Genomic DNA, 24,284 nt, shown 5'->3' with positions numbered 1-24,284 from the left:
CAACAAAACCCGGGGGTGGCCTATCCCGACTTCACGATGGGATAGGCCACCCCCGGACCGGTAAAACCGGTTGGCGCCCAGCCGGACCTCGGACGTTCGCCGTTTCACTTCGGGTCACTCATATTATAGATGTTGGCATGTATGTGCGTTCCTGAACGCTATTGCATGCTGGAAAATCATGTCAAGTGACACTTATCTGGCGGGGGTGCTTGGGCCGGCCCCACGGCACAGGTGGCTCACAGCCGCAGTCGGACCTGGTACTCCGTCAGCCAAGTGTCCAGTTGGAGCACCATCTCCATGCTCGCCCGCTCCACCCACGCGAAGGCACCGCTGGGCGCGTCCGCCCCGCCCAGCGCCGCTTCGGTGGCCGCCCGGTCCAGCAGCGGAGCGACCGGCGAGCCACGGTCGGCGGCCAGTTCGGCGAACCGGGCCCGGACGAACCGGCCGTACGCCGAGTCCTGGGTCGTCGGGTAGGCGCTCTTGCGCCGATTCAGCACCGGCTCCGGCAGCAGATCGGCCACGGCCGCGCGCAGCAGGCTCTTCTCCTGCCCGCCCACCCGCTTCTGGGCCGCCGGCACGTTGTAGACGTACTCCACCAGGGCCCGGTCGCAGAACGGGGGACGCAACTGCACCCCGTGCGCCATGCTCATCCGGTCCGCGCGGTCCAGATGGGTCGGCGCCCAGCGGGTCAGTGCCAGATAGGTGACCTCGCGCGCCCGGCGCTCCACCGGGCTCTCCCCGTCGGCGTGCGGGACCTCGGCGATCGCGTCGCGGTAGTGCTGGTCGGCGTACTCCATGAAGTCCAGTTCCTTCCGTAGCGCCCGGTCGACCAGCGAGCAGCCCAGACCGCCGGCGGCGGCGTCGTGCCCCCGTTCGAAGGAGACCCAGGGGAATGTCGTCGCGTTGCTGTGCGCCGGCTCGTAAGCCCAGAAATAGCCGTTGAAGACCTCGTCGGCGGTTTCTCCCGACAGGACCGCGGTGACGCCCGCTTCGCGCAGCGCCTCGAAGAACAGCAGCAACGAGACGTCCATGTCGCCGAGCGGGGACGGGGCGTCCTGGCTGCGCAGCGCCGCCGCGTGGACCGCGGGGTCCGTCAGGGCGGACGTGTTGAGCAATATCTCGCTGTGATGGGTGGCGATATGGCGGGCGGCGATCTCCGCGAACGGGGCGTCGGGGGTGGCGCGCATCGTCGGATGCGGTTCGAAGTTCTCGGTGTATCCGGCGAAGTTCACGGAGAAGCTGCGCGTCCGGCCGGGGACCGAGCGAGCCGCCAGCGCGGTGAGCGCGCTGGAGTCGATGCCTCCGGAGAGCATCGCGCCCACCGGGACATCGGCCCGCAGATGGGCTGCCACCGCCTCGGAGAGCAGTCGCCGCACGGTGGCGATGGTGGCCTTCGGACTGTCGGTGTGGTGGCGGGCGGGCAGAGACCAGTAGCGGCGGTGCGCGGTGCCTGGCGCGCGTACCAGCAGGGCGTGGCCCGGCAGCACCTCGCACACTCCGCGGAACACCCCGGTGCCGGGCTTGCGGCTGTGCGCGAACAACTCGCGCAGCCCGTCGGCGTCCACCACCGGTCGCACGGCCGGGTGGGCGAGGAGTGCCTTGGGCTCGGAGCCGAACAGCAGCCCGGACGGGGTGCGGTAGTAGCAGAGCGGTTTCACACCGAGCCGGTCACGGGCGAGCAGCAGTTGCTGCCGCCGCTCGTCCCACACGGCGAGGGCGAACATGCCGTCGAGCCGGGTGAGGAAGTCGCCGCCCCACTCCAGATAGGCGTTCAGTGCCAGTTCGCCGTCCCCGTGCCCGGCGAACCGGTGGCCCTTGGCCACGAGTTCACGCCGCACGGCCGCATGGTTGGTGATCACCCCGTCGAGGGTGAGCACCGCGACCGGCCCGCTCTCCGTGGCGTGGACGACGGGCTGCGGGGCGGGGCCCTCGTCGAGCAGCGCGAGCCTGCGGTGGGCCAGCGCGGCGTGGCCGCGGATCCACTCGGCCTCCCCGTCGGGGCCCCGGTGGGCGATGGCACGCGCCATGGACCGTACGGTGGCGGCTTCCGGGACCAGATCCCGTTCGAAGTCCACCCAGCCGGTGATTCCGCTCATTGCGAGGTCCTCTCGTCAGCAGTGTCGGTGTCGGTGGCGCCGACAGGGGGCAGGGCGGCCACCCGGTCCTGGGCGTCCGGGGTACCGGCAGCGGCGCCGCTCCCCGCGTCCGGGGCGAGTCCGACCTCGACCAGGGCGAGTCCGCAGCGGTCGACGGCCTCGGTGAACTCAGCAAGGCCCGGGGCATCTTCGCCGGTGACGGCGATGCCGAGGCGCCGTCCGGCCGCGTCGCCATATCGCTGATACAGCATCAGATAGCCGCGGGCGGTCCGTTCGAGGTCGGTGACCAGCGTGAAGCGGGCGGGGGTACGCCGCCCGCGCCAGGTCAGTTCGCCGCCCGCGCCACCCGTGAAGTTGTGCCGCCAGGGACTTCCGGTGGCCACCACCAGCGGGGGAACGGGCGAGGCGCCGAGTCCGTTCTCGGGGGTAGCCGTGAGCCGGTGTATGCCCGCGGGCACGGTGTAGAGGCGGCCGGTGCGGCGGCCGGTGAAGTGGAGCAGTGCCAGACGTTCGGCGATCGGCCCGGGGGCGGGCCCGGCGAGCAGGGCCCGCATTCGGGCATCCGCCCGGACGCGCTCCTCGCCGTCCGGCAGGGCCCGTTCCACGCGCGTGCTCACGACAGCACCACGGCGGTGGCGGACAGGGTGCAGCCGGCTACCGCGAAGCCGGTACGGACCAGATGCCAGTCCCGCCACTGGCCGCGCGGGTCATGCCAGTCGGAGCCGATGGCGTCCGGGTCGGTGCGCTTGACCCGGTTGTTGATCGGCACGTTCCTCGTCTGCGACACCACCGCGACTCCGACCATGCACAGTGCCGCCGCCGCGAACAGGAGACGGGCGCCGCCGGTTGCCCGCACCGCGAGGACCACGTCGATCACCGTGGCGCCGACGACGATGAACGGCATGATCCGGTCGTAGCGCCGACCGAGCAGCTTGTGCGTGATCACATACCGGTCGGGGGGCATCGCGATCAGCGCCGGCATCACACTCACCGCGACCGCGAACAGCACCCCGGCCACCAGGCCGGTGCCCAACAGCACCAGTACGCTCAGCGCCTCCACCACGGTTCTCCGCCTTCCGTCGCTCGTCCGCCAGGCCGGCCGCCCGGCCGCTCACCTCGGCGATGACGGGCCCGGAGCCCGCACATGGGACCGCACGATCGCAGCCGCTCCTCGGATGCCGCTCGAAGACACCTGGGAATGCTGGGACGCGTGCTGCACGGGCTCGGCCCGGGTCCGAGCCTGCTTCGAGCGGACAGGTGTTGCCTCGGCCGGGACGGTACCCACTCACCCTGAGGAGCCATCGATGACGGACGGGACGGCTGCGCGAGGAACAGCGGACACGGCGGAAGGCGCGACGGCACGGACCGGGCAGGGCACGTTCGCGCGGAAGGCGGCGGACGAGGACACCGAGGTGCTGATCGTCGGCGGCAGCATGGTGGGTCTTGCCATGGCCCTGTTCCTCGCACGGCAGGGCGTACGGGCCCTGCTGGTCGAGCGCCACCGGGAGGTCTCGGCACACCCCCGCGCACAGGCGGCCAGCCCGCGCACCATGGAGTTGATGCGTGCGCTGGGGCTCGAAGCGGCGATACGCGTACAGGAGAATCCGTACGCCCAGTACGGCGACATCCTCCAGGCCGAATCCCTCGCCGGACGCGAACTGGGCAGGTTCGACGGTCCCTTCCGACACGACCGGGACGACGTCGGTACCACCGGCTGGACGCTGATCGGCCAGGACCGGTTCGAGCCGGTGCTGCTCGACCGGGCCGCGGAGCTCGGCGCGGATCTCCGGTTCGGCACCGAACTCGTCTCGTTCACCCAGGACGATGACGGCGTGGACGCCGTCATCCGCGAAGGGGCTGCCGGGCCAGAGTGCCGGGTACGCGCCCGGTACCTGATCGCCGCCGACGGGTTCCGCGCGCCGGTGCGCGAGCACCTGGGCATCGGGCAACACGGGCAGGGCGTCTTCGGCCGCCAGATGAACATCGTCTTCCATGCCGACCTCGACCCCTATGTGGCCGGGCGGCGGTTCTTCCTCTGCTTCGTCAGCAACCCGGCGGTCAAGGGCGTACTCGGCAAGATCGGAGAGGGGGACGGGGGTGGCGACCGCTGGGTGCTGGCCCCCAGCCTGCCGCCCGGGGACAGCCATCGGGAGTACGGCCCGAAGGCGTGCGCCGAACTGGTACGTGCCGCGGTCGGCGTCCCGGACCTACCGGTGGAGATCGAGTCCTCCGACAGCTGGGAGATCGCGGCATGGGTCGCCGACGGATTCCGCTCGGGGCGGGTGCTGCTGGCCGGGGACTGCGCCCATGTGATGCCACCCACCGGCGGGTTCGGCGGGAACACGGGGGTGCAGGACGCCCACAACCTGGCGTGGAAACTGGCGCTGGTGCTGCGCGGCCTGGCGGGTCCCGAACTGCTGGACTCCTACGAGCAGGAGCGGGCACCCGTCGCCGAGTTCACCGTCGAGCAGAGCGTGATCCGCTACCTCCAGCGCAGCGGTCTCGACGAGGCGGCGGCAGCCAGGCACCGGCCCGAGACGACGGTCCTCTTCGGGCACGTCTACCGTTCGGTGGCGGTCCTCGGCGAGGAAGGACCGGACGACGGAGCGCCGGTCGAGGACCCCACGGTGCCTTCGGGCCGTCCCGGCACCAGGGCGCCGCAGCTGTCTCTGCTGCGGGACGGGCGGTCCGTGCCGCTGCACGATCTGCTGGACGGTGGTTTCTGGCTGCTCGCCGGACCCGCCGGTGCGGACTGGGAGGCGGCGGCGGCCCGGGTGCGGGTGACGGCCGGGGTGGAGATCATGTTCCACCGGGTGGGGGAAGGGGACCCACCGGAAGTGACGGAACGATTCTTCAAGGCCTATGGAGTGGGCTCCGGCGGGGCGGTCCTGATCCGGCCCGACGGGTTCATCGCCTGGCGCGCGCGCGAGCTGCCGGACCCCGGGGGACCGGCGGACGCGGCGGCGCCGGCACGGTCGCCCGGCGATGAACTGACCGCGGTGGTCGACCGTCTGCTGAGGCGCTGAGCCCGGGCTCCCGAGACGCGGTGTGCCCCAGGACCCGTGGGTCCTGGGGCACACCGCGTTTCCCAGTCCGCCGCGCGCCGGCCCGGCGAGGGACGGACCAGCAGATCCGCGGGGCCGACTGCGGTCGGCGGACACCCCGCCGACAAGGCCCGGAATCAGGCGTTCACCCGGGCCGCTGTCAGACACGGACCACACCGTCGAGCACACCGGATGCGGACGGGCGGCCCAAGAGGATGGCGGGATCGCTGTCCCGTTCGTCCGCCGGGGCCCGAGCGCCCCAGCGGTTTCAGGGCCCGGGGGACCGCCTTCACTCCCGCGCCAGAATCCTCCGTAGCGCTCCTGCGATCTCCCCACCCGTACCCCGCCAGCAGACGAATCCGTCGGGGCGTACCAGTGCCGCACCGCCCGGCGGGAGCCCGTAGCGGCGGTGGAACAGTCCCTCCCGGTCCGTCAGCCCGGCGCGGTCACCGGGACCGGTCCCCGAGGCCGGGCCGATCGTCCTCAGGGACAGGGCGACGCCCAGGTCCCGCGCCGCCTTGTCCACCTCCGTACCGGCCCACCGGGCGCCGGCCGGGTCCGCGAGCAGCACAAAGCCCTTGCCGAACAGGTCGACCGTGGAAAGAGCGCCCGTCGGACCGTCGAGAACGAGGTGCGGCGCACGCGAACCCGGCCGTCCGCTCGGGTTGCCGGGATCCTCGATCAGTCTGTCCGGCGCACCCTCGCCGGCGATGAACGCCCCGGCCGGATAGCAGTAGCCGAAGGTCATCGTCGTCTCGTCGAGGAGTTCGTCGGCGACATCGCCGAACTGCTTGCCCTCGCGCACCGCGAACCTCAGCATCGCCTGCTTCACGGTCTCCTGCGCGACGGGCCTGCGCTCGGCGTCGTATGTCTCCAGCAGTCCGGCCCCGGCGTGCCCTTCGAGCACCAGGGCGAGCTTCCACGCCAGGTTGTACACGTCCTGGATGCCGGTGCTCGCACCGAACGCCCCCGTCGGCGGCATCACATGGGCCGCGTCACCCGCGATGAGGACCCGGCCACTGGCGAAGGTCTGCGCCACTCGCGCCGAGATGTCCCAGGCGGGCATGTCCACCGACTCGATCCTGAGCTTGAGATCCGGTACGCCGACGGCCGCGCGCACCAGTTCTGCGCACCGCTCCTCGGTGAAGTCGTCGGCGCTCTCGCCCTGGTCGGGGCGGAAGGAGACATTGATGACCCAGCGGCGGTCGTTGTCTATCGGGATGATCGTGCCGCGCACCGAGGGATTGTTGACATAGGCGGCGACGATCTTCCTCCCGCGCAGGGCCTGTTCGAGGTCCGCCTCGAAGAAGAAGCTGACGAGGTTGGTGATGGTGCCGGGGCCCTGGGCGCCGATGGACAGCATCTCGCGGACCGGGCTGCGGCTGCCGTCGGCGGCGATGACGTACGCGGCACGCAGTTCCCCGCTCTCGCCGGTAGCGAGGTCGGTGGTGCGCAGCAGGACGCCGTCGGCGTCCTGCGTGACCGCATCGACCCTGGTGTGGAAGCGGACATCGGCCCCGGCCTCGACGGCGCGGGCGCGCAGGATGGGCTCCAGCTGGTTCTGATCGATCATGGTCCACTGGGCGGGGCCGATGCGACCGATGTCCTCGGGTGACGCGGTGGGCATCCGTACGCGTTCCTCGCCCGCGAGGCTCTCCACATGTACCAGGTCGGTGTTGCCGGAGATGGGTGAGCGCCCGGCCCGTACCCGCTCCTCCATGCCGACCGCGCGGTACACCTCCATGGTGCGCGGGTTGATCGCGCGTGCCTTGGGATGGGAGGAGGTGTCGGGGTGGCGTTCCAGCAGCGTGGCGTGGACGCCGTGGTGGGCGAGGAACACCGCCGCCGAGAGGCCGGTGAGCCCGCCGCCGACGATGACGACCGGTTTCCTACCGTCATGCCGCTGGTCGGTCATGCCGCATCCTCCTGAGCTGGGTTGGGCTTGTGAGCGGTGATGAGCGTGTGGGTGCCGAGGAGCGGTTCCGCGCCGCCCCCGGTGAAACCCGCCTCGCGCAGCCAGGAGCGGCAGTCGGCCACCCGGTATTCGGAGCCCTCGGGGCTGACGAGCCTCATATGCAGGCTGCTGAGCAGCCGTTCGGGGTCGCTGCGGTCGTCGTCGATCATTCGGTCGTAGACGAGGACCGTGCCGCCGGGGCCCACCGCGTCGAAGACCCGCCGCAGCAGTGCCCGGCGCCTGCCGGTGTCGAAGCCGTGCAGGATGTGGCCGAGGACGAAGACATCGGCCGCCGGCAGCGGATCGGCGAAGAAGTCCCCGCCGGCGAAGGCGATCCGGTCGGCGGCATCGAGCCGTCCGACGTGCTCGGTGAACAGCGGCCGGGTGCGCTCCAGATCGAAGCAGGTCGCCGTGAGATGCGGATGTGCCTGTACGAGGACGGCGGCGAGGTTGCCCCGGGCGCCGCCCAGGTCGGTGAACGAGCCGTAGCGCGCCCAGTCCACCCGGCGGGCGAGTTCGGCGCCCATCCGGTCGCTGTAGGCGTCGAGCCCGGCGAGGAACCGTTTCATCTTGGCCGGGTCCTGGTGGCGGTCGCCGACGAACCCGCCCTTGTCCGGGTCGAGGTGCTGGGGCGAGCCGGTGCGCAGCGCCTCGGTGAGGCGGCCCCAGGTCGAGTAGAGGGTCTCATTGGTCAGTTCGACGAATCCACCGAGGTACGAGGGCGAGCTGGGCACCAGATACGTCTGGGCGAGCACGGAGTTGCGGTAGCGGCCCTCGGCGCGTTCCAGCAGCCCGAGGCCGGTGAGGGCGTCGAGGAAGTCGGTGGCCATCCGGGGGTGCAGGCTGGCGAGTTCGGCGGTGCGCGCCGCGTCGGCGGGGCCGTCGGCGAGCGCCCGGAACACACCGAGTGTCACCGCGCTGTGCAGCGCCTTCGCGGCGCAGTCCGCGATGGTCAGCCGGATCAGCGGGCCGGGATCGACCGCCGCGGCCGTCGTCGGGTCTTCGGTCGTTGTCACACGGGCCTCCAGGCATTCTCGACTTCTGCCGGTTCTTCGGTTCGCGGTTCTGCGGTGTGTGTCGGTTCTGCGGTGTGTACGTCGGGTCGGTTCGGCTGTTGTGACGCTTCGTCCGGGGGACCGGTCGGTGGGCTCGTCCGGTCGTGGTGTCGGTCCCGACGATGGCGAGAGGGTGTCGAGCCCCGCTCGAATTGCTCTGGAAGACAACGGCCGGACCACTGGAAGGCGCGCCTGGGACGCTCCGGGGTCCGCACGGGTGAGAGGGCCGTCACCCCCGTGCGCACCGGGGTGAACGGCCCTCTCGGGGGGACGCGGAATGGTGTGGGTCCCGTCGGCTCCCGGTACGGCGGGCGGCGGATCGGATCAGCTCCGACCTGCGTTGTCCTCCTGGGCGTGGTCCTTCCCGTCGATGTCCCCCCGCGGCTCTCCTTCCCGGGCCGGGACGGTCTCCGCCGTGTCGTGGTCCCAGGAGCTGAGGGGCAGGTTCTTCATCAGCAGCGCGATGACGAGACCGACGGCGAGCACGGGCACGGTGCCGAGGAAGACGGGCTGGAGCGCGGCGGCGTACGCCTGCTCGATCGCTTCCTGGACGGGGGTGGCGAGCTTGCTCAGCACTTCGTGTGAGGAGAGCGAGTCGCGGTCGACGCCGTCGAGCGCCCCGGCCGGCACCCGCTGGGTGATCTCCTCGGTGAGCCGGTTGTAGAAGACGGCGGCGAACACCGAAATGCCGAGGGTGCTGCCGAGTTGGCGGGAGAAGGAGATCGTGGCGTGCACGGCCCCGATGTCGTCGCGGGGCGCCGTGTTCTGCGCGGCCATGGTGAGGACCTGCATGTTGAGCCCGGCGGCGATACCGAACAACAGCATGTAAGCGGTCGCGAGCCAGCGCGGGGTGTCCGCATCCAGGGTGGTCAGCAGCAGTGCGGCGACGATGCCGATGGCCATGCTGAGCACCGGATACCACTTGTACCGGCCGCTCTGGCCGATGAACTTCCCACTGACCACCGAGGACGCGACCAGGCCGAACATCATGGGCAGCAGCACCACACCGGACAGGGTGGGGCTGGCGCCGGTGACGACCTGGACATACAGCGCCAGGAAGGTGACGGCCCCGAGGAACACGACGCCAGCGGCGAGGCTGACGAGCACGGCGACACTGAACGTCGAGTCCCGGAACAGGTGCAGCGGGATGACCGGTTCGGGGGCGCGCCGTTCGACGGCCACGAACAGGGCGCCCGTCACCAGGGCGGTGGCGCCGAGCCCGAGGATCTGCGGTGAGGTCCAGTCGTACTCCACCCCGCCCCAACTGGCGAGCAGGGTGAGGGCGACGATGGCTGTGCTGAGGGTGATGAAGCCCGGGTAGTCGATGTGTGCTCGGCGAGAGGTGGGGGGCAGCCGCAGACAGACGGCGACCAGGGTGAAGACGACCGCGCCGATCGGCAGGTTGATCAGGAACACCCAGTGCCAGCTGAGCAGGTCGGTGAGGAGACCGCCGACCGCCGGTCCGGCGAGGGCCGCCGCCGCGAAGACAACGCCGAAGAGGTTGAAGTACTTCGCTGCCTCGCGGGGGCTGAACAACTCGCCGATGATGGCGAGGACGGAGACGAACAGCCCGCCGGAGCCGACGCCCTGAACGACACGGAAGAGGATCAGCTGTTCCATGGACTGGGCGAGTCCGGCGGCGGCGGAGCCGACGACGAACAGCACGATCGCGGCCAGGAAGATCCGCTTCCGGCCGAAGAGGTCGCCGAGCTTGCCGTAGAGCGGTGTGGTGACGCTGCTGGCGATGATGTACGCCGTGGTCACCCACGCGAACAGGTTCAGGCCGCCGAGATCGCCGACGATCCGGGGCAGTGCGGTGGCCACGATCTGCGCGTCCAGCATGGCGAGGAAGATCGCCAGCATGCAGGCGGCCATGAGCGGTTTGATGCTGGTGTCCGGCGCCGTGCTTGTGCCGGTCTGCTGCGGGTTGGACCCGGTGGTCGGGGCGGACACTCCGGTGGGCCTTTCGTTGATGTGGAATGAGTGTGGGCGTACGGCGGGTGGTGCCGCGAGGGTGGTGTGCCGTCGCCGTCCCACCGGGCGTGGACCGCGGATCGTGGGCTGGTTCGCGCCCGGTGCGGTGGGCTCCGCCCACGGCGGCGGTGCGCTCTCCCCTGGTTCTTCGGATGGTGCGAGGCCCGCTGGGGCCGTCGGACCAGTCGGCCGGGGTGGCCGGCCCGGGTACGCGGGAGAACGCGGGCCGGCCACGATCGCGGGGTGCCGAGCGGGCGGTCGCCGCTGCCGCGGGCAGCGGGCCGGCCTCTGGGCTCCGTCAGGGAATGAGGACGACCTTGCCGAGCTGGGCGCGGGCCTCCATCAACTCGTGTGCCTTGACGGCGTCTTCCAGCGGTAGCCGCTCGTGCACGATCGGCCGGACCTTGCCGGTGCTGATCATGTCGAGCAGATCCCGCTGACCGGCCGCGATGACATCGGGCTTGTTGTAGAGGAGTGCGTAGAGCGCGAAGCCAGCGACCGTCTTCATCCGGCTCAGCAGCAGCGGGTTGACGGGCTGGATGTCACCGCTGGCCGATCCGTAGAAGACCAGCCGGCCGAACTGGGCCGTCAGGGCGACACTCTTGGTGAGGATGTCGCCTCCGACGGTCTCCAGGACCACATCCGCGCCACGGCCGTCGGTGGCCGCCTTGACCTGCTCGTCCCAGTCGTCGTCCGTGTAGTTGATGGTCACGTCGGCACCCAGATCACGGACGAAGTCCAGCTTGGCCCGGGTACTGGCGGTGGCGATGATCTTGCCCGCGCCCATCGCCCTGGCGATCTGCACGGCGAGGTGTCCGACACCGCCGGAGGCCGCGTCGATCAGCACGGTCTCACCGGGCCGGAGTTGGCCGGACTCCTTGAGGGCGTGGTAGGCGGTCTGCGCCGGGCTCGGCAGGGCGGTCGCCTCGGCGGCGTCCATGTCCCGCGGGATGGGGATGAGCCAGGAGGCGTCGGCGATGACGTGGTCGGCGTAGGCGCTGTGGTCCACATCGACGACCACGCGGTCGCCGACCCGGACGTTGGTCACGTTCTCGCCGAGTGCCTTCACCGTACCGGCGACATCGCCGCCGGGGGCGCCCGGTAGGGAGGCATGGCCGCCGATGGGAATGCCCTGGCGGCGCTGGACCTCGGCGAACGTGACGCCGACGGCCTCGGAGTGGATCAGCACTTCACCCGGAGCAGGCTGTGGCGTCTCCGCCTGTTCGACACGCAGCACCGAGGGGGCTCCGTGCTCGTGGTGGCGAACGATGCGCATGGTGTTCTCCCAACTAGGAAGTGGTGATCGGGCGGCGGACCTGCCCCGCCGCTCCGCCCAGGAGGTCCCGGTTTGGCGCGGGGCAGGCGACGGCAGGGTTCCCAGCGGTTCACAGGCTCCGCGCGGTGGCACACGGCAGCGCGGTTCGGCGGATCCGGGCACCGCGGGCGAGGGCGGCACTCCGGAGGGATTCGCACCCATCTGGTGTGCCCGCGCGGACAACCCCGCCTGTGCGGTCGGCCGTGGGTCGGTTCTCGGGGACGGGTTGGGGCCGGTTCCGGCCGGAACCGGCCCCAGGGCGGTACAGCTACGCGGCTGCGGCTGCGGTCACGGCACCAGGACGACGCGCCCCAACTGGGCGCGGGCCTCCATCAACTCGTGCGCCTCGGCGGCCCGCTCCAGCGGTAGGGCCGCGTGGACGACCGGCCGGACCTCCCCGGACGCGACCAGCTCCAGCAACGCCTTCGCACCATCGGCCATCGCCTGCGGCTTGTGGGCCATGACGCCCCACATGCTGAAGCCCATCACGGTCCGGTTGTCGAAGATCTCTCCCACGTCCAACGACGGGACCACGCCGCCCGCCGAGCCGTACACGACCAGCCGCCCGAACGCGGCGGTCAGCCCCACGCAGCGGGTGAGGATGTCACCACCGACGGTCTCCAGGACGACATCGACGCCCCTTCCCTCCGTGACGGCCTTGACCTTCTCGTCCCAGCCTTCCTGCCCGTAGTCGACGGCGACGTCCGCGCCCAGCGAGGTGGCGAAGTCGAGCTTGTCCTGGCTGCTCGCCGCAGCGATCACCAGGCCGGCGCCCAAGGCTTTGGCGAACTGGACGAGCAGATGGCCGATCCCGCCCGCGGCGGCTGTGACCAGCACCGACTCACCCGGCTTGAGGCGAGCGGCGGTGGCGATGACGTGGTACGCCGTCTGCGCCGGGATCGGCAGCGAGGTGGCCTGCGCGGCGTCGATGCTGTCGGGCACCGGGAAGAGCCAGTCGGCGGGAGCGACGACGTACTCGGCATACGCGTCGGAGGCGACTCCGGTGACCACCCGGTCTCCGACGGCGACGGCCGTCACGCCCTCGCCGAGGGATTCGACCCGGCCGGCGACATCACCGCCGGGCGAGGCGGGCAGCGTGGGGTGGCCACCGATCGGTACGCCTTGACGGCGCTGGACATCGGCGAAGTTCACGCCGACGGCCTCGGTGCGGATCAGCACCTCACCGGGGCCCGGCTCCGGCCGCTCGGTCTCCTCGGCGCGCAGCACCGAGGGGGCGCCGAACTCGTGGTGGCGGATGATGCGCATGAAACGTACTCCTTGTGTTGCGTCTTGCCGGTCGGAAACTGAGATGGGGTGGATCGCGGGGCAGCGCCGATCACATGGCTCAGCCGCGCGCGGCCCCGGGGCCGGTCCATCACGGGGGACGGCGGCCCGAACGGCCCCGCAGGGCCGGTGGATCAACTTGACGGGACCAGCTCGGCGAGCGAGCGCAAGGGGCCCAGATCGGTGACCCGCCGCAGGGTCAGTCCGGCGGCCTCACCGAGTGCGCGCAGATCGTCTGAGGTACGCATCCGGCCGTCGAGATAGACGAGCATGCGCAGGTCCAGTTCGGTCTGGTCGAGTTGCACATCGAGCAGCCCCTCCAGCACCAGGACCCGTCCGCCGGGTGCGATGGCCTCGGCGCAGCGCCGCAGGAGGGCGGTGGCCCGGTCGTCGTCCCAGTTGAGCAGGACGTTGGACAGCAGATGGACGTCCGCTCCCGGAGGCAGCGGGTCGAAGAAGCTGCCCGCCACCGCGGAGCAGCGGTCGCCGAGTCCCGCCGCGGCGAACTCCTGGCGGGCGGCGGCGGCCGGTGCGGCCAGGTCGATCAGGGTGCCGCTGAGGTCCGGGCGGCTGTGGGCCAGGGCGGTCAGCAGGGTGCCGTCGCCGCCTCCGATGTCGAGGACATGGCCGACGTCGTGCCAGTCGGCGCGGGCGAGCAACTCGGGCACCACAGAGGCCATGTTGGCGGCCATCCGCCGTCCGAAGGACTCCGCCATCGCGGGATCGGCCTCGACGTCCTGCCAGAACTCCTGCCCGTACACCGAGGAGTAGACGGACCGTCCGGTGCGCACCGCGTCGAGCAGCCGGAGGAACGCCAGTTCACCACGCCCGATCGGGCCGTCGAGTTCCAGCCAGTCGCGACCGGAGTTCGGTACGTCGCCCCGGAGCATCTCCCCGAGGGCGGTCGGCTCGTACGTCCCTTCCTGGGTGCTGCGGTAGATGCCCGCACCGACCAGGTGCCCGAGGAGGCGGCGCAGCGCGCCCGGTTCGGCGGCGGCCGCGCGGGCCAGCGCATCCGGGGTGACGGCTCCGGCGGCCATGTGGTCGGAGAGCCGGAGGGTGGCCGCGACCCGGATGGCCATGGGGGTGATCAGATCGGACTTCCGTAACAGTTCCTGGGACCACGGGGGTGCAGTCATGCGCGGGTCACTCCTTATGGAGAACGGCGGGAACGGCGAGATCGACGGGACGGTTGTCGGCGGTTCGTCAGCGGCTGCCGAACCAGGTGGCGATCGCGGCGTCCAGACCCTGGCGCAGTTCGGGGCCCGGCAGATCCCGGTCGCCGGCGAAGGCGACGTACCCGTCGGGGCGTACCAGCAGGGCCGCGAGCCGCGGCTCTTGGTCGCACTCGGCCCGGACGTGTCGGAGGCGTCCGTCCCAGGCGACCTTTCCGCTCCACTCCTGGAACGCCCGGGTCACCTCGGGGCGGCCCCCCAGATCGAGCAGCAGGCCGTTGCCGCGCCGCAGGTACTCGGGGAGGGTGCTCTTGCCGTCGGCCGTCCGCAGCTCCAGGTCCCTGGCGAAGTCGCCGAGCAGCCGGTGTTCGGGGCCCGGCAGGTCGTAGCGGACGGTGACCCCGCTGAGCATCTCGGCCAGATGCAGATTCACCTGGTCCTTGCGCATCAGATCGGTGAACAGGGCGCGCAGTTCGGTGACATACGGGTCGGGGTTCATCAGCGCGATCTGGGCGCGGGTGTTGGCGAGCACCTTGCGGGCGGGTGCCTGCCGCTCCCGGTCGTAGGTGTCGAGAAGGCCGTCGGCCGCGTAGCCGTGCACGGTCGCGGCGAGCTTCCAGCCCAGGTTGAACACGTCCTGGAGACCGAGGTTGACGCCCTGGCCGCCGACCGGGAAGTGAGTGTGCGCGGCGTCGCCCGCGAGGAGTACCCGGCCCTCGCGGTACCGGTCGGCCTGGCACGCGGAGTCGGTGAACCAGGACAGCCAGCGCGGTGAGTGCGCACCGAGGTCGTCGCCCCAGACCTCTCGCAGGCTGGCGCTCAGTTCGTCCATGGTGAGCTGGTCGCCCTGCTCCTTGCCCTGTTCGAAGTCGAACGTCGAGACACGGTGGTAGGTGTCGTCCAGCGGTACGCAGAACAGCAGCCCGCGTTCGGTGCGCTCCATACCCATCGGGGCGTTCTCCCGGTCGGCGAGGATCACGTCGCCGAGGCGCGCGGTCACCCGGCCCCCGGTGCCCGGGAAGCTGATGCCGGCCTGCTGCCTGACCAGGCTCCGGCCGCCGTCGCAGCCCACGATGTAGCGGGCGCGCAGGGTGTAGCCGCCGTCGGGGCCGGTCACATCCGCCTCGACGGCGTCGGCGTCCTGCCGCACCGCCGTGACGTCGTGACCACGCCGGATCTCGGCGGTGACCTCGACGGCCCGCTCTTCGAGCAGCCGCTCGGTCCTGACCTGCTCGGAGAGCAGGGCGTAGGCGTGTGAGCTGTCGAGCGCGGAGAAATCGACCCACTCGTCCAGGCCGGCGAAGTGGCCGTTGTTCCAGGAACGCGCGCCGTCCCGGAAGCGTTTGGCCAGGCCGCGCCGGTCGAGCGATTCAAGGGAGCGGGCGTGTAGTCCGAATGCCTTGGAGTGGGGCGAGCGCTCGGTCAGCCGTTCGAGTACGACGGTACGCACCCGGGCTATCCGCAGTTCAGCGGCGAGCAGCATGCCCACGGGGCCGCCGCCGACGATGAGTACGTCGTAGTCGAAGGCTGGGTCGGCGTCCCGGTTCCATTCCTCGGGATCGCCGTGGTGCTGGTGACGGTCGTCGCCGCCCGTGTTGCCGGTCATGGTCCTGCCCTCTCGGCACGAGACGAAAGAAGATGCACTTTAGCAGATATATGAGTTCTGACATGCAGTCGTTTGCGAGCATACAGATGCTCGTGTGCGGTAATCAACTCGCTTAGGATGGGCGCATGGAGACTTCGACTCAGAGCGCGCAGAAGGCCGCGGAACTGCTCGACGCGGTCGGTCCTGCGTTCTCACGGCTGCGGCGCACAGCGGCACTGAACGTCGAGACACAGGTGTCCCGCAAGGACATGACCAGGACACTTGTGCTCAACATCGTTCAGGACGGCCCTGATGGGAACGGCCAGGAGATCACCGTTGGGGTGGTCGGCGAACGCCTGGCCGTCGACCCCTCGGTCGCCAGCCGGATGGTGTCCGACTGCATCTCCGCCGGCTATCTCGTCCGCGCCGCATCCCAGCGTGATGGCCGCCGCACCATCCTGGTGCTCACCGATGAGGGCCTTGAGATGCTCTCCCGCTTCCGCAGCCACCAGCGGGCGGCCTACGAGCGCATCACACTGGACTGGCCCGCCCAGGAACGCCTGGAGTTCGCTCGGCTGCTGATCAAGTACGTCGACTCGATCGCCGATCTGCAGCAGGGCCAGTAGCGGGCCGGCTGCCGGACCTCGGGCCCCCTCGGCGTACCAAGGCGATACCGGCCCTGCCCCACGCCCGACCCGCGCGACCCGACGACGGCCCGTGCGACCCAGCAACGGCCGGGGCGACCCCCGCAGGACCCGCCCCGACTGCTCTGACCCCGGCTACGGCTGATCGGCGGGCAGCGCCAGCACCTGGCCCAGCACCCCCGCCAGGACCTCCACCGGGTCGCCGGCCAAGGGCCCCGCGGAGCGCCAGGCGACCACCCCGTCCGGACGGACCAGCACCGCCCCCGCGGAGCCCACGCCGTACGCCGTGGCCCACCCCGTCCCGTCGAGACGGTGCGCCGTCACCCCGGCCTCCGCCGCGGCCGCCACCCAGCCATCCGCCCGCGTCCCGGTCCCCGTCAGCAGGACGAACTCCCGCCCGAACAGGTCCAGCGTCGAGCCGGCCGCCGGGTCCAGAAGGACATACGGCGCCCGTGCCCCGGGCTCACCCCGCAGCTCCCGCGGGTCGCGGGCGGCCGGCCGGGCCTCTGCTCCCGGCTCGGGAACGATCGCGGCCGAGCGGTACACCTGCCCCATCGTCACCGTGAGAGCGTCCGCGGCGGCCTCCCGCTGCTCGGGGGTGGCCTCCCCGGAGCGCACCGCGAGTTGGAGCGAACCCTGCTCGGCGGTGTACACGGCTACGGGCCTGCGCTCGGCGTCATACGTCTCCAGCAGCCCCGCACCGGCGACCCCTCGCACCACCGACGCCAGCTTCCACGCCAGGTTGCAGGCGTCGGCGATACCGGTATTGGCCCCATAGCCGCCGGTCGGCGGCACGACGTGCGCGGCGTCTCCCGCGAGCAGCACGCGCCCCTGGACGAATGTCTCGGCGACCTGTTCCGCCATGTCCCAGGGGAACCGGGAACGGATCGTCACCGCCACCTCGGGCGACCCGATCGCAGCACTCACCAGTTCGGCGCAGCGCCCGTCGGTGAAGTCGTCGAGGCTCTCGCCCCGCTCCGGCAGATAGCCGACGATCAGGGTGCCTTCGGTACGGGTGTCGTCGTGTACCAGAATCCCGGTGACCTTCGGGTTCCTGATATGGACGACGCTGTAGCGCCGCTCGCCGAGCACCTCGTTCAGGTCCGCGCCGAAGGCGATGCTGATATGCCGGGAGATGACGCCACGCCCGTGCCTGGGCACCTTCAGCGCCTCTCGCACGGCGCTCCGCGGCCCGTCGCAGGCCACGAGGTAGTCGCAGCGAAAGGCGGTGGTCCCGCCCGCGCCGTCACCGAGCACGGCCGTCACCCCGTCGGGGTCCTCGGCGAAGGACAACAGCTCGGTGCCGAACCTCAAGTCGGCCCCCAGCTCCTTCGCCCGGGCCCGCAGCAGCGGTTCCAGCCGGTCCTGCGGCAGCAGCAGCAACCGCGACGGGGTGAGATCGGCGAGATCGTCACCACCAGCCAACTCCTCACGGCTGAAGAGGACCTCGCCGGCCAGCGATGTCACCCCGGCCCTGGTGCGGTGCGACTCGAACCCGGCCGCGGCCCGCCTCGCCGCTTCCTCCACCCCCGCCTGGCCGAGGAGTTCGGCGGTGCGCGGGTAGTAGCCGACGGCCCTCGGGTGGACGGAGGTGCTCGGATGGCGCTCCACCAGGGTGCAGCGCACTCCGTGGTGGGCGAGGAACAGGGCGGTGGACAGTCCGGTCAGGCTGCCGCCGACGACCAGGACGGGCGCGTCGCCGTTCGCGGGCGCGTTGCTGGAACTCATCGCGGATCCCTCTCTGGGCTCTGGGTCTGGGCTGGGCGCGGAGCGCTGGCACCCCGCCAGCGGGGGACTCACGGGGTCGGCAGCCCGGCGCGCGCAAGCGCCAGGTAGTCGACGATCTCCCAGTGCTCGGCGACCTTTCCGTTCTCGATGCGGAACTGGTCGCAGGTGCGCATGGTCAGCTGCCCTCCCGAAGGCCCGCCACCGCTCCACGCCCCGGTGAGAGTCCCGCGCCAGGTCACGAAGACCATCACCCGGTCGCCCTCGGCGACGAGGTGGTCGACCGTGGTGGTCAGATCGGGGAAGGCGGCGATGTTGTCCGCGAAGAACACCTTGAAGGCGTCGAGGCCGTTCGGCACGGCGGCGGTACGCACATTGTGGTGCCGGTAGTCCTGGTGGTAGTAGCGCTCGGCGAGGTCGAGCCGGTGCTCGCTGAAGACCTCCCGGTACGCGCCGAGGACCAGCTCGGCGTTGGCCCGCTCGGTCCCGGCGTACGGGAGGTACGGGCCGGGCGCGGGCGGCTGGACTCCGTCCCCGTCCAGCCCCGGGACGCCGTGCTCGGCGAGCACCGCACGGTCGACCACATTCCAGTGCTCGGCGATCCGGTCGTCCTCGATCCGGTACAACTCTGCGGTGTGCAACCGAAAGCGCTCCCCGGTGACGGCCTGTCCGGTCCAGGTCGCGAAGACCATCACCCGGTCGGTGTCCGCCACCAGGTGGTCGATCCCGGCACGCAGCTCGGGGAATCGGCCGGTCATCAGTCGCCAGTGGCGTGCGGGCCCATCAGGGCCCGGTGCCGCGAGCGGGTCGTGTTCGGTGTACTCGGGGTGGAAGTAGGTCCCGGCCTGGTCGAGTCGGTGCTCGCGGTACAGCGACTGGTAGAGGTCGCGGACCAGTTGGGTGTTCCGACTCCGCTGGTCGGCGGGGGTGACGGTGTTCATGGATTCCTCTCGGACGGTCCGGCACACGGGCGCTGGCTGCGAACGCGGGCTCAGACTCGGAGCGCGTAGGTGGCCCAGCGGGAGTCGGCCGTGAAGCCGAGCTTCTTGTTGAGCGCGACGACCGCTGTGTTGGCGCTGTCGTTGAACACCTGCACCAGCGCGAGGTGTTCGTTCTCCCTCGCCGCTCCCAGCAACAGTTCCGCCTTCAGCCGGGTCCCGAGGCCGCGTCGGCGGTGCTCCGGTAGTACGAGCGTCTCGCCGCCGTCCGCCATCGGGCTGTCGCGGACGAAGAGGGTGCTGTAAGCGACGACCTGACCACCATCCCCGGCCAGCGCTGCCGCCGTGTAGGCCCGGTGCCCGGCCCGCGCCGCCTCGGCCTCGCGGGCCCGCACATCCCCGGCGACCGGATTGCGCACCCTGGCCCGGCCGTTGACCCGCTCGTCGAGGGCGCTCCAGGCGCGGGCGTACGACTCCACCAGCTCCTCGGGGCAGGGGCCGGTCCACCGGCGCAGCAGATACCCGGGCACCTGACGGCCAGCGGCCTCCTCCAGCGCGGGCCGGGCCGGGCCGAGCAGGAGCCGGTTGCGCAGACTCACCCCCGTCCGCTGCGCGCCCAACCCCCCGGCGAACTGCTGCGCCGGCTCGCCCTCGGGCGCGTCCACCAGCAGCAGGCCCCGCCCCCGCTCCCGCAGTGCCCCCTGGCCCGCCCGGGCCAGTGCCCGCCCCGCCCCGCGACGCCGGAAGCCGGGGAACACCCAGAGGGAGCCGTGCCCCGGCCCGGCCGGGTCGGCTGGATCGAGGCCCAGCTTCAGTACGCCGGCCGGGGTGTCGCCGTCGTACGCGACCAGCACCAGCCGTTCGGTTCCATGCCTGCGCTGGAACAACCGGGCCAGTAGGGCCTTGGTGACCGGGGGATCGGCGGGGAGCTCCACACGCATGGTGTCCCGGAAGCCGGGGAGCAGGGCGGTGAGGGTCGCGTCACTGTCGCCGTCGAGGCTGCGTATCTCCATGAACCCCAACCTGACGCCCCCCTCTCGAACCTCGCTCCAGTTCCGCTCGACGCGCCGGCGGCCCCGGGGCGCCCCTCGGCAGCCCTCGCTCCAGTTGCTTCCGGGCGAAGCTGAGGAACCCCGGGCCGCCAGGCCGGGGAGGGGCGTCGGGCGGTGCGCGGGCAGTTCCCGCCGCTCGCGGTGCGCGGGCCGTCCCCGCCGCTCAACTCCCTCCGGTCACCCTCACCGTCTCCCCGTTGCTGTTTCCGTTCGCCGCCGACCCCAGGAACAGCACCGCGTTCGCCACGTCCTGTGGGTCCGACATCCGCCCCGACGGCAGCTGCTTCCCCTTCTCCACCAGGAAATCCGACGGCACATGGGCCCGTACGGTCTCCGTCAGCGTCTGACCGGGAACAACCATGTTGATGAGGATCCCCTCGGGGCCGAGTTCCCAGGCGAGGCTGCGGACCAGGCCGTACAGGGCCGACTTGCCCGCCCCGTACGCCCCCGCCCCCGGCTTTCCGGTGTCCGCGAGGCCCGCGCCGATGAGGACGATCCGGCCCCAGGGGCGAGTGCGCATCGCGGGAAGGGCGGCCTGCAGCAGATGGAAGGCGGCGTCGATGCTGGTACGCAGGACTTCCCTCCACTGCTCGGGCGGGACGTCCTCGAACAGCGGCACCGGCCTTCCGGGGCGGGGGATGGCCTCGCCCCAGCTCACGGCATTGCCGATCAGGACGTCGATGCCGCCCCACTCCTTGGCGACACGGCCGGCGACGGAGTGCGCGGAACGTTCGTCGGCGAGGTCGTAGGGCAGGATCAGCGGGGTGCCGCCCGCCTCTGCCACCAGCCGGGCGGTCTCCTGGGCTCCGGCCTCGTCGGTGTGATAGGTGATGGCCACCCGGGCGCGCTCCGTACCGTACGCGATGGCCGTGGCGCGCCCGATGCCGGAGGACGCCCCGGTGACCAGTACGGCCTTGTCTCGCAGGTCCGTTCTCATGAGTCCGTCTCCGTGGTCGTCTGCGGAACCGTCGTTTGCGTCCCGGCGGTCGTATCGGTGGTCGTATCGGTCGTCCGGGCCTTCGCGGCATGGGTACCGACGCTCTGCGCGTGGTGGAGGACGTTGTCCGGGTCGTACGCCCGCTTCACTTCCAGCAACCGGGGCAGGTTCTCGCCGAAGTAGTCCTCCTCCCAGCCGTCGGTGATCCGGGAGCTCGGGAAGTTGATGTACGAGCCGCAGGCCAGCGGTTTGAGCGCGGCGGCACAACGGTCGGCCCAGGCGGTCATCGACGCTGCGGTCTCCGGATCCGGCCCAGGCTCCCGACAGGCGATCTGATAGCCCATCAGAAACTGCGCGTCGCGGTGGACATACGCGGTCTCGGTGCGGCCGAATCGGTTCGCGGCACCGCCGACGGCGATACACAGCAGATACCGCTCGGGGACCGGATCGGCCTCCCAGGCGGCGAGCAGCGCCGCGGCGGATGCTCGGCCGGCGGGGCGGCCGGTGAGCCGGTAGGCCTGCCGTGTGTACGGGTGCCGGTGGCCCTCCGCTCCGGGGCCGGTGCCGGTGCGATGGCACTGCGCCACGGTCTTGGCCCCGCACAGGGCCTGGTGCATCACATCGGCGTAGCCACCGCGCGGGCCGACGGCCCGGCTGACCGGCTTGGCTCCGGCCCGCTCGGCCAACTCGTCGAGCATGGAGTGCAGCTGACCGGTGGGCCCCAGGTGCACGCCCCAGACCTTGACGACGGGGCGTCCGTGCGGGCCGAACATCCCGGGCAGGACCACCAGCGAGGTGCCCAGCTCGTCGGGGCCCTCCGCGCACCAGTCCTGCCAGGCGGCCAGCACCGGGACCGCGTCGTCGTACGCCCACAGGGTTTCGAAGCCGGTCATGACGGGCGCGTCGATCGGCCGCAGTTCGCATGCGGTGACGATGCCGAAGGTCGCGCCCCCGCCGCCGCGCAGCGCCCAGAACAGATCGGGCTCCTCGGTGGCGGAGCAGTGCGCAGCACGTCCGTCGGCGAGCACCACCTGTGCGGAGACCAGCCGGTCGGAGGCGATGCCGAACCGCCGGGTCTGCCAGCCGATTCCGCCACCGGTGAGGAACCCTCCCGCGCTGACGGTGGGAAAGGTGCCGGTGGCGATCTGGCGGCTCAGAGGGCGGAGCGCGTCCAGCGCGTCGACCGAGCGGGTTCCCGCGCCGAGCAGGACGGTGGGTGTTCCCACGGGTCCGCCGGTGCCGGTTCGGTCTCCGGGTACCCGGAGAGCGACCCGGTTCATCCGTGACAGGTCGATGACCAGGCCCTCCCCGGTGGACCAGCCGTTGAAGCTGTGGCCGCCGCCCCGGACATGGACGCGTAGCCCGCCGTCGCGGGCGTGGCGGAGGCAGGCGGCGATGTCCTCGCTGGTGGCGCAGTACGCGACGGCTTGCGGTGCCGTGGAGTCGTACTCGGTGTTCTGCAACTGGACGGCCGATGTGTATCCCGGGTCCGACGGGAGGACCAGCCGTCCGCCGAGCCCGTCCGCCAGAGCGGACATCGACGCGGAGGCCGTCGACCGCGCGCCTCGCAGCGGCTGCCTGGGGCGCGCCTTCACTCGTCGGCGCCGAACTTCTCGGCTGTCACCTTCGAGCCCCCGTGCCCTCGCCGCTTGACCCCCTGGGGGTCGTAGAACTCGGCTCCGCCGGTGCCCTGCCACTGCGTGGGGGATGTGAACTCCCCCTCCACGCGCACCCGTGCCTCGCCGACGTGGGTGCCTTCGCCGTCCACCGCGAGGATGTGGAAGCCGTACTCGAAGGTGTCCGGGCCGGTCGCACGCCAGCTGCCCAGACCGATGCTCTTGGTGTTGACCTGGGTGGACACGACTCCGCCGTCCGCGGAGAAGCGCACCAGCCCGGGGACGGCCTTGCCGTCGTCGTCGAGTTGGGTGGTCCAGGTGCCGACAAGTCGGTCATGGCTCATGGGGGTTCTCCTCTGGGGGAAGTGGACGCTGTGGTGGTCTCTGGGGCCACGGTGCGATCCGGGTCTGGGGCGGCGCTCGAAGAGGCCTGGAGACGTGCCCAGCTGCGGACCCGGTGCGTCCAGCAGCGGTCAGGTGGGCGTCGAGCCGTGGTGGACACCCGCGTTCACCGGACCGGGCTGTCGTCGCAGCCGTGGTGCGGCAGATTCGGGTGGTGCGGCGGTTCGGGTGCGGCGGGCTACCACTTCTCCGGGTAGCGCGCCGGATCGTCGGCATCGAAGTCATACGGCACGTACAGGCCCAGGTGGATCGAGCCGAGGGCCAGGAGCGCGCGGGCCATCGGCCGCAGGCAGTACCTGACGACGGCGCCGCGCAGCGACGAGTACCGGTTCATGCCTCTCGCCCCCGTGGTCCCCGGGTGCCGGGCGAGGCCGCCGGACGGATCGGGGGAACCCCGAGGCCCCCGTATCCACGGTCCGCCGCGCTGGCGCCGGGCCGGACCGATGGAGTACGGGACGCGAACAACCCCGCTGGAAGGGCGGGTTGACCGCAGTCAGGTTGGCGAGCACTGTCGGCTGGGACGACCATCGGATGGTCCGGCGCTGTGGACAGGGCGGCAACGGGGTGTGGGGACACGGCTCTCCCTCGGTCGGTCGGGGTGCGCGGTGTGAGCGTGTGCGCTGCGCATGTGTGGGCTTTCGCAGCCCTGCGGCTGCCTTGGGCGACCGGAACGAACCGCCGGGCACGGGGTACGGAACTCGCGGCAACGGGGTTCACCGGGCGGGGTTACGGGGGACAGGCACCGCGCGGTGCACACACGCGAGGTGGTTGAACGGATCAGGTGCTGCGGACAGCGATCTCCAGTCCTCGGCCGAGGGCCAGCGGCAGCGAAACATAACCGTTCCCGGCGTCCCGGACATGGCGTAGGAACTCCGTGGCCGGCTCGAACATCTCATGGACCCCATCTGCCACGACCACCGCGCCGGGCAGCATCCGCGGCTCCAACAGCCGCAGCACCGGCAGGAACCGCGCGGGCGGCCCGCCGAGTACCAGCAGATCCACCGGCCCCGGCACCGCCGTCAGCATCTCCCCGGCTCCGACGTTGAGCAGGCTTCCGTACGCGGCGAGCCCCGCCTGCTCCAGAGCCGCGCCCGCCTTGGCCACCCGTACCCCCGGTGCCTCGCAGACCACCACCCTGCCGCGTCCGTTGGCGCGCAGCGCCTCGGCAACCGGAAGGACGAGCCGGGCCCCGCACTCGACGACGGTGTCGGCCCCGGTGGCGATCACCAGTTGCCGCAGCAGTGTTGCCACTCCTTGGCCGCCACCGTGGAGTGGATCGCCGATCGTAGGGACGGTGGCCGCCTGGACTGCCGAGGTGAACGCGGTATCAGACATAGTGAGGCTCCCCGTGGACGAGTGCTCCCGGTGACCGACCGCCGCAGTTCCGGCCGCCGGTGTCCAGCCCGAGACTTGCAGAGCCCGCCCGCGGGGGCGACCTCTCTGGACGCTCCCACCACCCGGCGTCGAGCCTCTTCGAGCCACCTTCGA

Annotated in this window: 20 protein-coding genes; 2 read left to right on the top strand and 18 right to left on the bottom strand. The window is 71.4% G+C overall.

Annotated features, from left to right (window positions below):
- Nucleotides 1-236: 236 nt before the first annotated feature.
- Genes asnB through NBG84_RS02700 form a run of 3 tightly spaced genes read right to left on the bottom strand, consistent with a single transcriptional unit; the run spans nucleotide 237 to nucleotide 3,156 of the window.
- Nucleotides 237-2,096 carry an asparagine synthase (glutamine-hydrolyzing) gene (gene asnB, locus NBG84_RS02710; RefSeq protein ID WP_250917585.1) on the bottom strand — a complete coding sequence of 620 codons (1,860 nt, stop codon included), beginning with the start codon at nucleotides 2,094-2,096 and terminating at the stop codon, nucleotides 237-239.
- Nucleotides 2,093-2,713: a hypothetical protein gene (locus NBG84_RS02705; protein ID WP_250917584.1), complete on the bottom strand. Its 621-nt coding sequence runs from the start codon at nucleotides 2,711-2,713 to the stop codon at nucleotides 2,093-2,095. The genes asnB and NBG84_RS02705 overlap by 4 nt, the downstream gene beginning before the upstream one ends.
- On the bottom strand, nucleotides 2,710-3,156 hold the full coding sequence (locus NBG84_RS02700) for an anthrone oxygenase family protein (protein WP_308311996.1): 447 nt from the start codon (nucleotides 3,154-3,156) through the stop codon (nucleotides 2,710-2,712). Before NBG84_RS02700 ends, NBG84_RS02705 begins: the two co-directional genes overlap by 4 nt.
- A gap of 244 nt (nucleotides 3,157-3,400) precedes the next feature.
- On the opposite strand from NBG84_RS02700, the gene NBG84_RS02695 reads away from it, so the two are divergent.
- Nucleotides 3,401-5,122: an FAD-dependent monooxygenase gene (locus tag NBG84_RS02695; protein WP_250917582.1), complete on the top strand. Its 1,722-nt coding sequence runs from the start codon at nucleotides 3,401-3,403 to the stop codon at nucleotides 5,120-5,122.
- 307 nt (nucleotides 5,123-5,429) lie between these two features.
- Here the strand turns inward: NBG84_RS02695 and NBG84_RS02690 are convergent, their stop codons facing one another.
- The 7 genes from NBG84_RS02690 to NBG84_RS02660 all read right to left on the bottom strand — a co-directional run bounded on the left by NBG84_RS02690 (nucleotide 5,430) and on the right by NBG84_RS02660 (nucleotide 15,503).
- Nucleotides 5,430-7,055 (bottom strand): FAD-dependent oxidoreductase, encoded by a 1,626-nt coding sequence (locus NBG84_RS02690; protein WP_250917581.1) that lies wholly within the window; start codon nucleotides 7,053-7,055, stop codon nucleotides 5,430-5,432.
- Nucleotides 7,052-8,110, bottom strand: coding sequence for an acetylserotonin O-methyltransferase (locus NBG84_RS02685; protein WP_250917580.1), 1,059 nt, complete (start codon nucleotides 8,108-8,110; stop codon nucleotides 7,052-7,054). Before NBG84_RS02685 ends, NBG84_RS02690 begins: the two co-directional genes overlap by 4 nt.
- 363 nt (nucleotides 8,111-8,473) lie before the next feature.
- Nucleotides 8,474-10,102, bottom strand: coding sequence for an MDR family MFS transporter (locus NBG84_RS02680; protein ID WP_250917579.1), 1,629 nt, complete (start codon nucleotides 10,100-10,102; stop codon nucleotides 8,474-8,476).
- 319 nt (nucleotides 10,103-10,421) lie between these two features.
- Nucleotides 10,422-11,399, bottom strand: coding sequence for a quinone oxidoreductase family protein (locus tag NBG84_RS02675; RefSeq protein WP_250917578.1), 978 nt, complete (start codon nucleotides 11,397-11,399; stop codon nucleotides 10,422-10,424).
- 327 nt (nucleotides 11,400-11,726) lie between these two features.
- Nucleotides 11,727-12,704, bottom strand: coding sequence for a quinone oxidoreductase family protein (locus NBG84_RS02670; protein WP_250917577.1), 978 nt, complete (start codon nucleotides 12,702-12,704; stop codon nucleotides 11,727-11,729).
- A 152-nt stretch (nucleotides 12,705-12,856) separates the two neighbouring features.
- Nucleotides 12,857-13,861 (bottom strand): methyltransferase, encoded by a 1,005-nt coding sequence (locus tag NBG84_RS02665; protein WP_250917576.1) that lies wholly within the window; start codon nucleotides 13,859-13,861, stop codon nucleotides 12,857-12,859.
- 67 nt (nucleotides 13,862-13,928) lie between these two features.
- Entirely contained in the window at nucleotides 13,929-15,503 is a 1,575-nt protein-coding gene (locus NBG84_RS02660; RefSeq protein ID WP_250917575.1) for an FAD-dependent monooxygenase, read from the bottom strand.
- Nucleotides 15,504-15,628: 125 nt separating this feature from the next.
- Here NBG84_RS02660 and NBG84_RS02655 point away from each other — a divergent pair, with 125 nt between their 5' ends.
- Entirely contained in the window at nucleotides 15,629-16,108 is a 480-nt protein-coding gene (locus tag NBG84_RS02655) for a MarR family winged helix-turn-helix transcriptional regulator (protein WP_250917574.1), read from the top strand.
- A gap of 153 nt (nucleotides 16,109-16,261) precedes the next feature.
- Here NBG84_RS02655 and NBG84_RS02650 read toward each other — a convergent pair whose 3' ends face one another.
- The 8 genes from NBG84_RS02650 to NBG84_RS02615 form a co-directional block, all read right to left on the bottom strand.
- Nucleotides 16,262-17,854: an FAD-dependent oxidoreductase gene (locus NBG84_RS02650; protein WP_250917573.1), complete on the bottom strand. Its 1,593-nt coding sequence runs from the start codon at nucleotides 17,852-17,854 to the stop codon at nucleotides 16,262-16,264.
- A gap of 68 nt (nucleotides 17,855-17,922) precedes the next feature.
- Nucleotides 17,923-18,792: an ester cyclase family protein gene (locus NBG84_RS02645; RefSeq protein ID WP_250917572.1), complete on the bottom strand. Its 870-nt coding sequence runs from the start codon at nucleotides 18,790-18,792 to the stop codon at nucleotides 17,923-17,925.
- Between the two features lie 50 nt (nucleotides 18,793-18,842).
- Entirely contained in the window at nucleotides 18,843-19,802 is a 960-nt protein-coding gene (locus tag NBG84_RS02640) for a GNAT family N-acetyltransferase (protein WP_250917571.1), read from the bottom strand.
- 202 nt (nucleotides 19,803-20,004) lie between these two features.
- Nucleotides 20,005-20,778 carry an SDR family NAD(P)-dependent oxidoreductase gene (locus NBG84_RS02635; RefSeq protein ID WP_250917570.1) on the bottom strand — a complete coding sequence of 258 codons (774 nt, stop codon included), beginning with the start codon at nucleotides 20,776-20,778 and terminating at the stop codon, nucleotides 20,005-20,007.
- Entirely contained in the window at nucleotides 20,775-22,316 is a 1,542-nt protein-coding gene (locus NBG84_RS02630; RefSeq protein ID WP_250917569.1) for an FAD-binding oxidoreductase, read from the bottom strand. The genes NBG84_RS02635 and NBG84_RS02630 overlap by 4 nt, the downstream gene beginning before the upstream one ends.
- A 53-nt stretch (nucleotides 22,317-22,369) precedes the next feature.
- Complete coding sequence (locus NBG84_RS02625) at nucleotides 22,370-22,738, bottom strand: hypothetical protein (RefSeq protein ID WP_250917568.1); 369 nt, start codon at nucleotides 22,736-22,738, stop codon at nucleotides 22,370-22,372.
- 236 nt (nucleotides 22,739-22,974) lie between these two features.
- On the bottom strand, nucleotides 22,975-23,130 hold the full coding sequence (locus NBG84_RS02620; RefSeq protein ID WP_250917567.1) for a hypothetical protein: 156 nt from the start codon (nucleotides 23,128-23,130) through the stop codon (nucleotides 22,975-22,977).
- A 443-nt stretch (nucleotides 23,131-23,573) separates the two neighbouring features.
- Nucleotides 23,574-24,131 carry an O-methyltransferase gene (locus NBG84_RS02615; protein ID WP_250917566.1) on the bottom strand — a complete coding sequence of 186 codons (558 nt, stop codon included), beginning with the start codon at nucleotides 24,129-24,131 and terminating at the stop codon, nucleotides 23,574-23,576.
- Nucleotides 24,132-24,284 lie beyond the last annotated feature (153 nt).

The organism is Streptomyces albipurpureus, from assembly GCF_023701525.1.
GTDB lineage: Bacteria > Actinomycetota > Actinomycetes > Streptomycetales > Streptomycetaceae > Streptomyces > Streptomyces albipurpureus.
The sequence above is the reverse complement of the archived record's forward strand: the minus strand, read 5'-3'. Positions and strand labels throughout refer to the sequence as shown.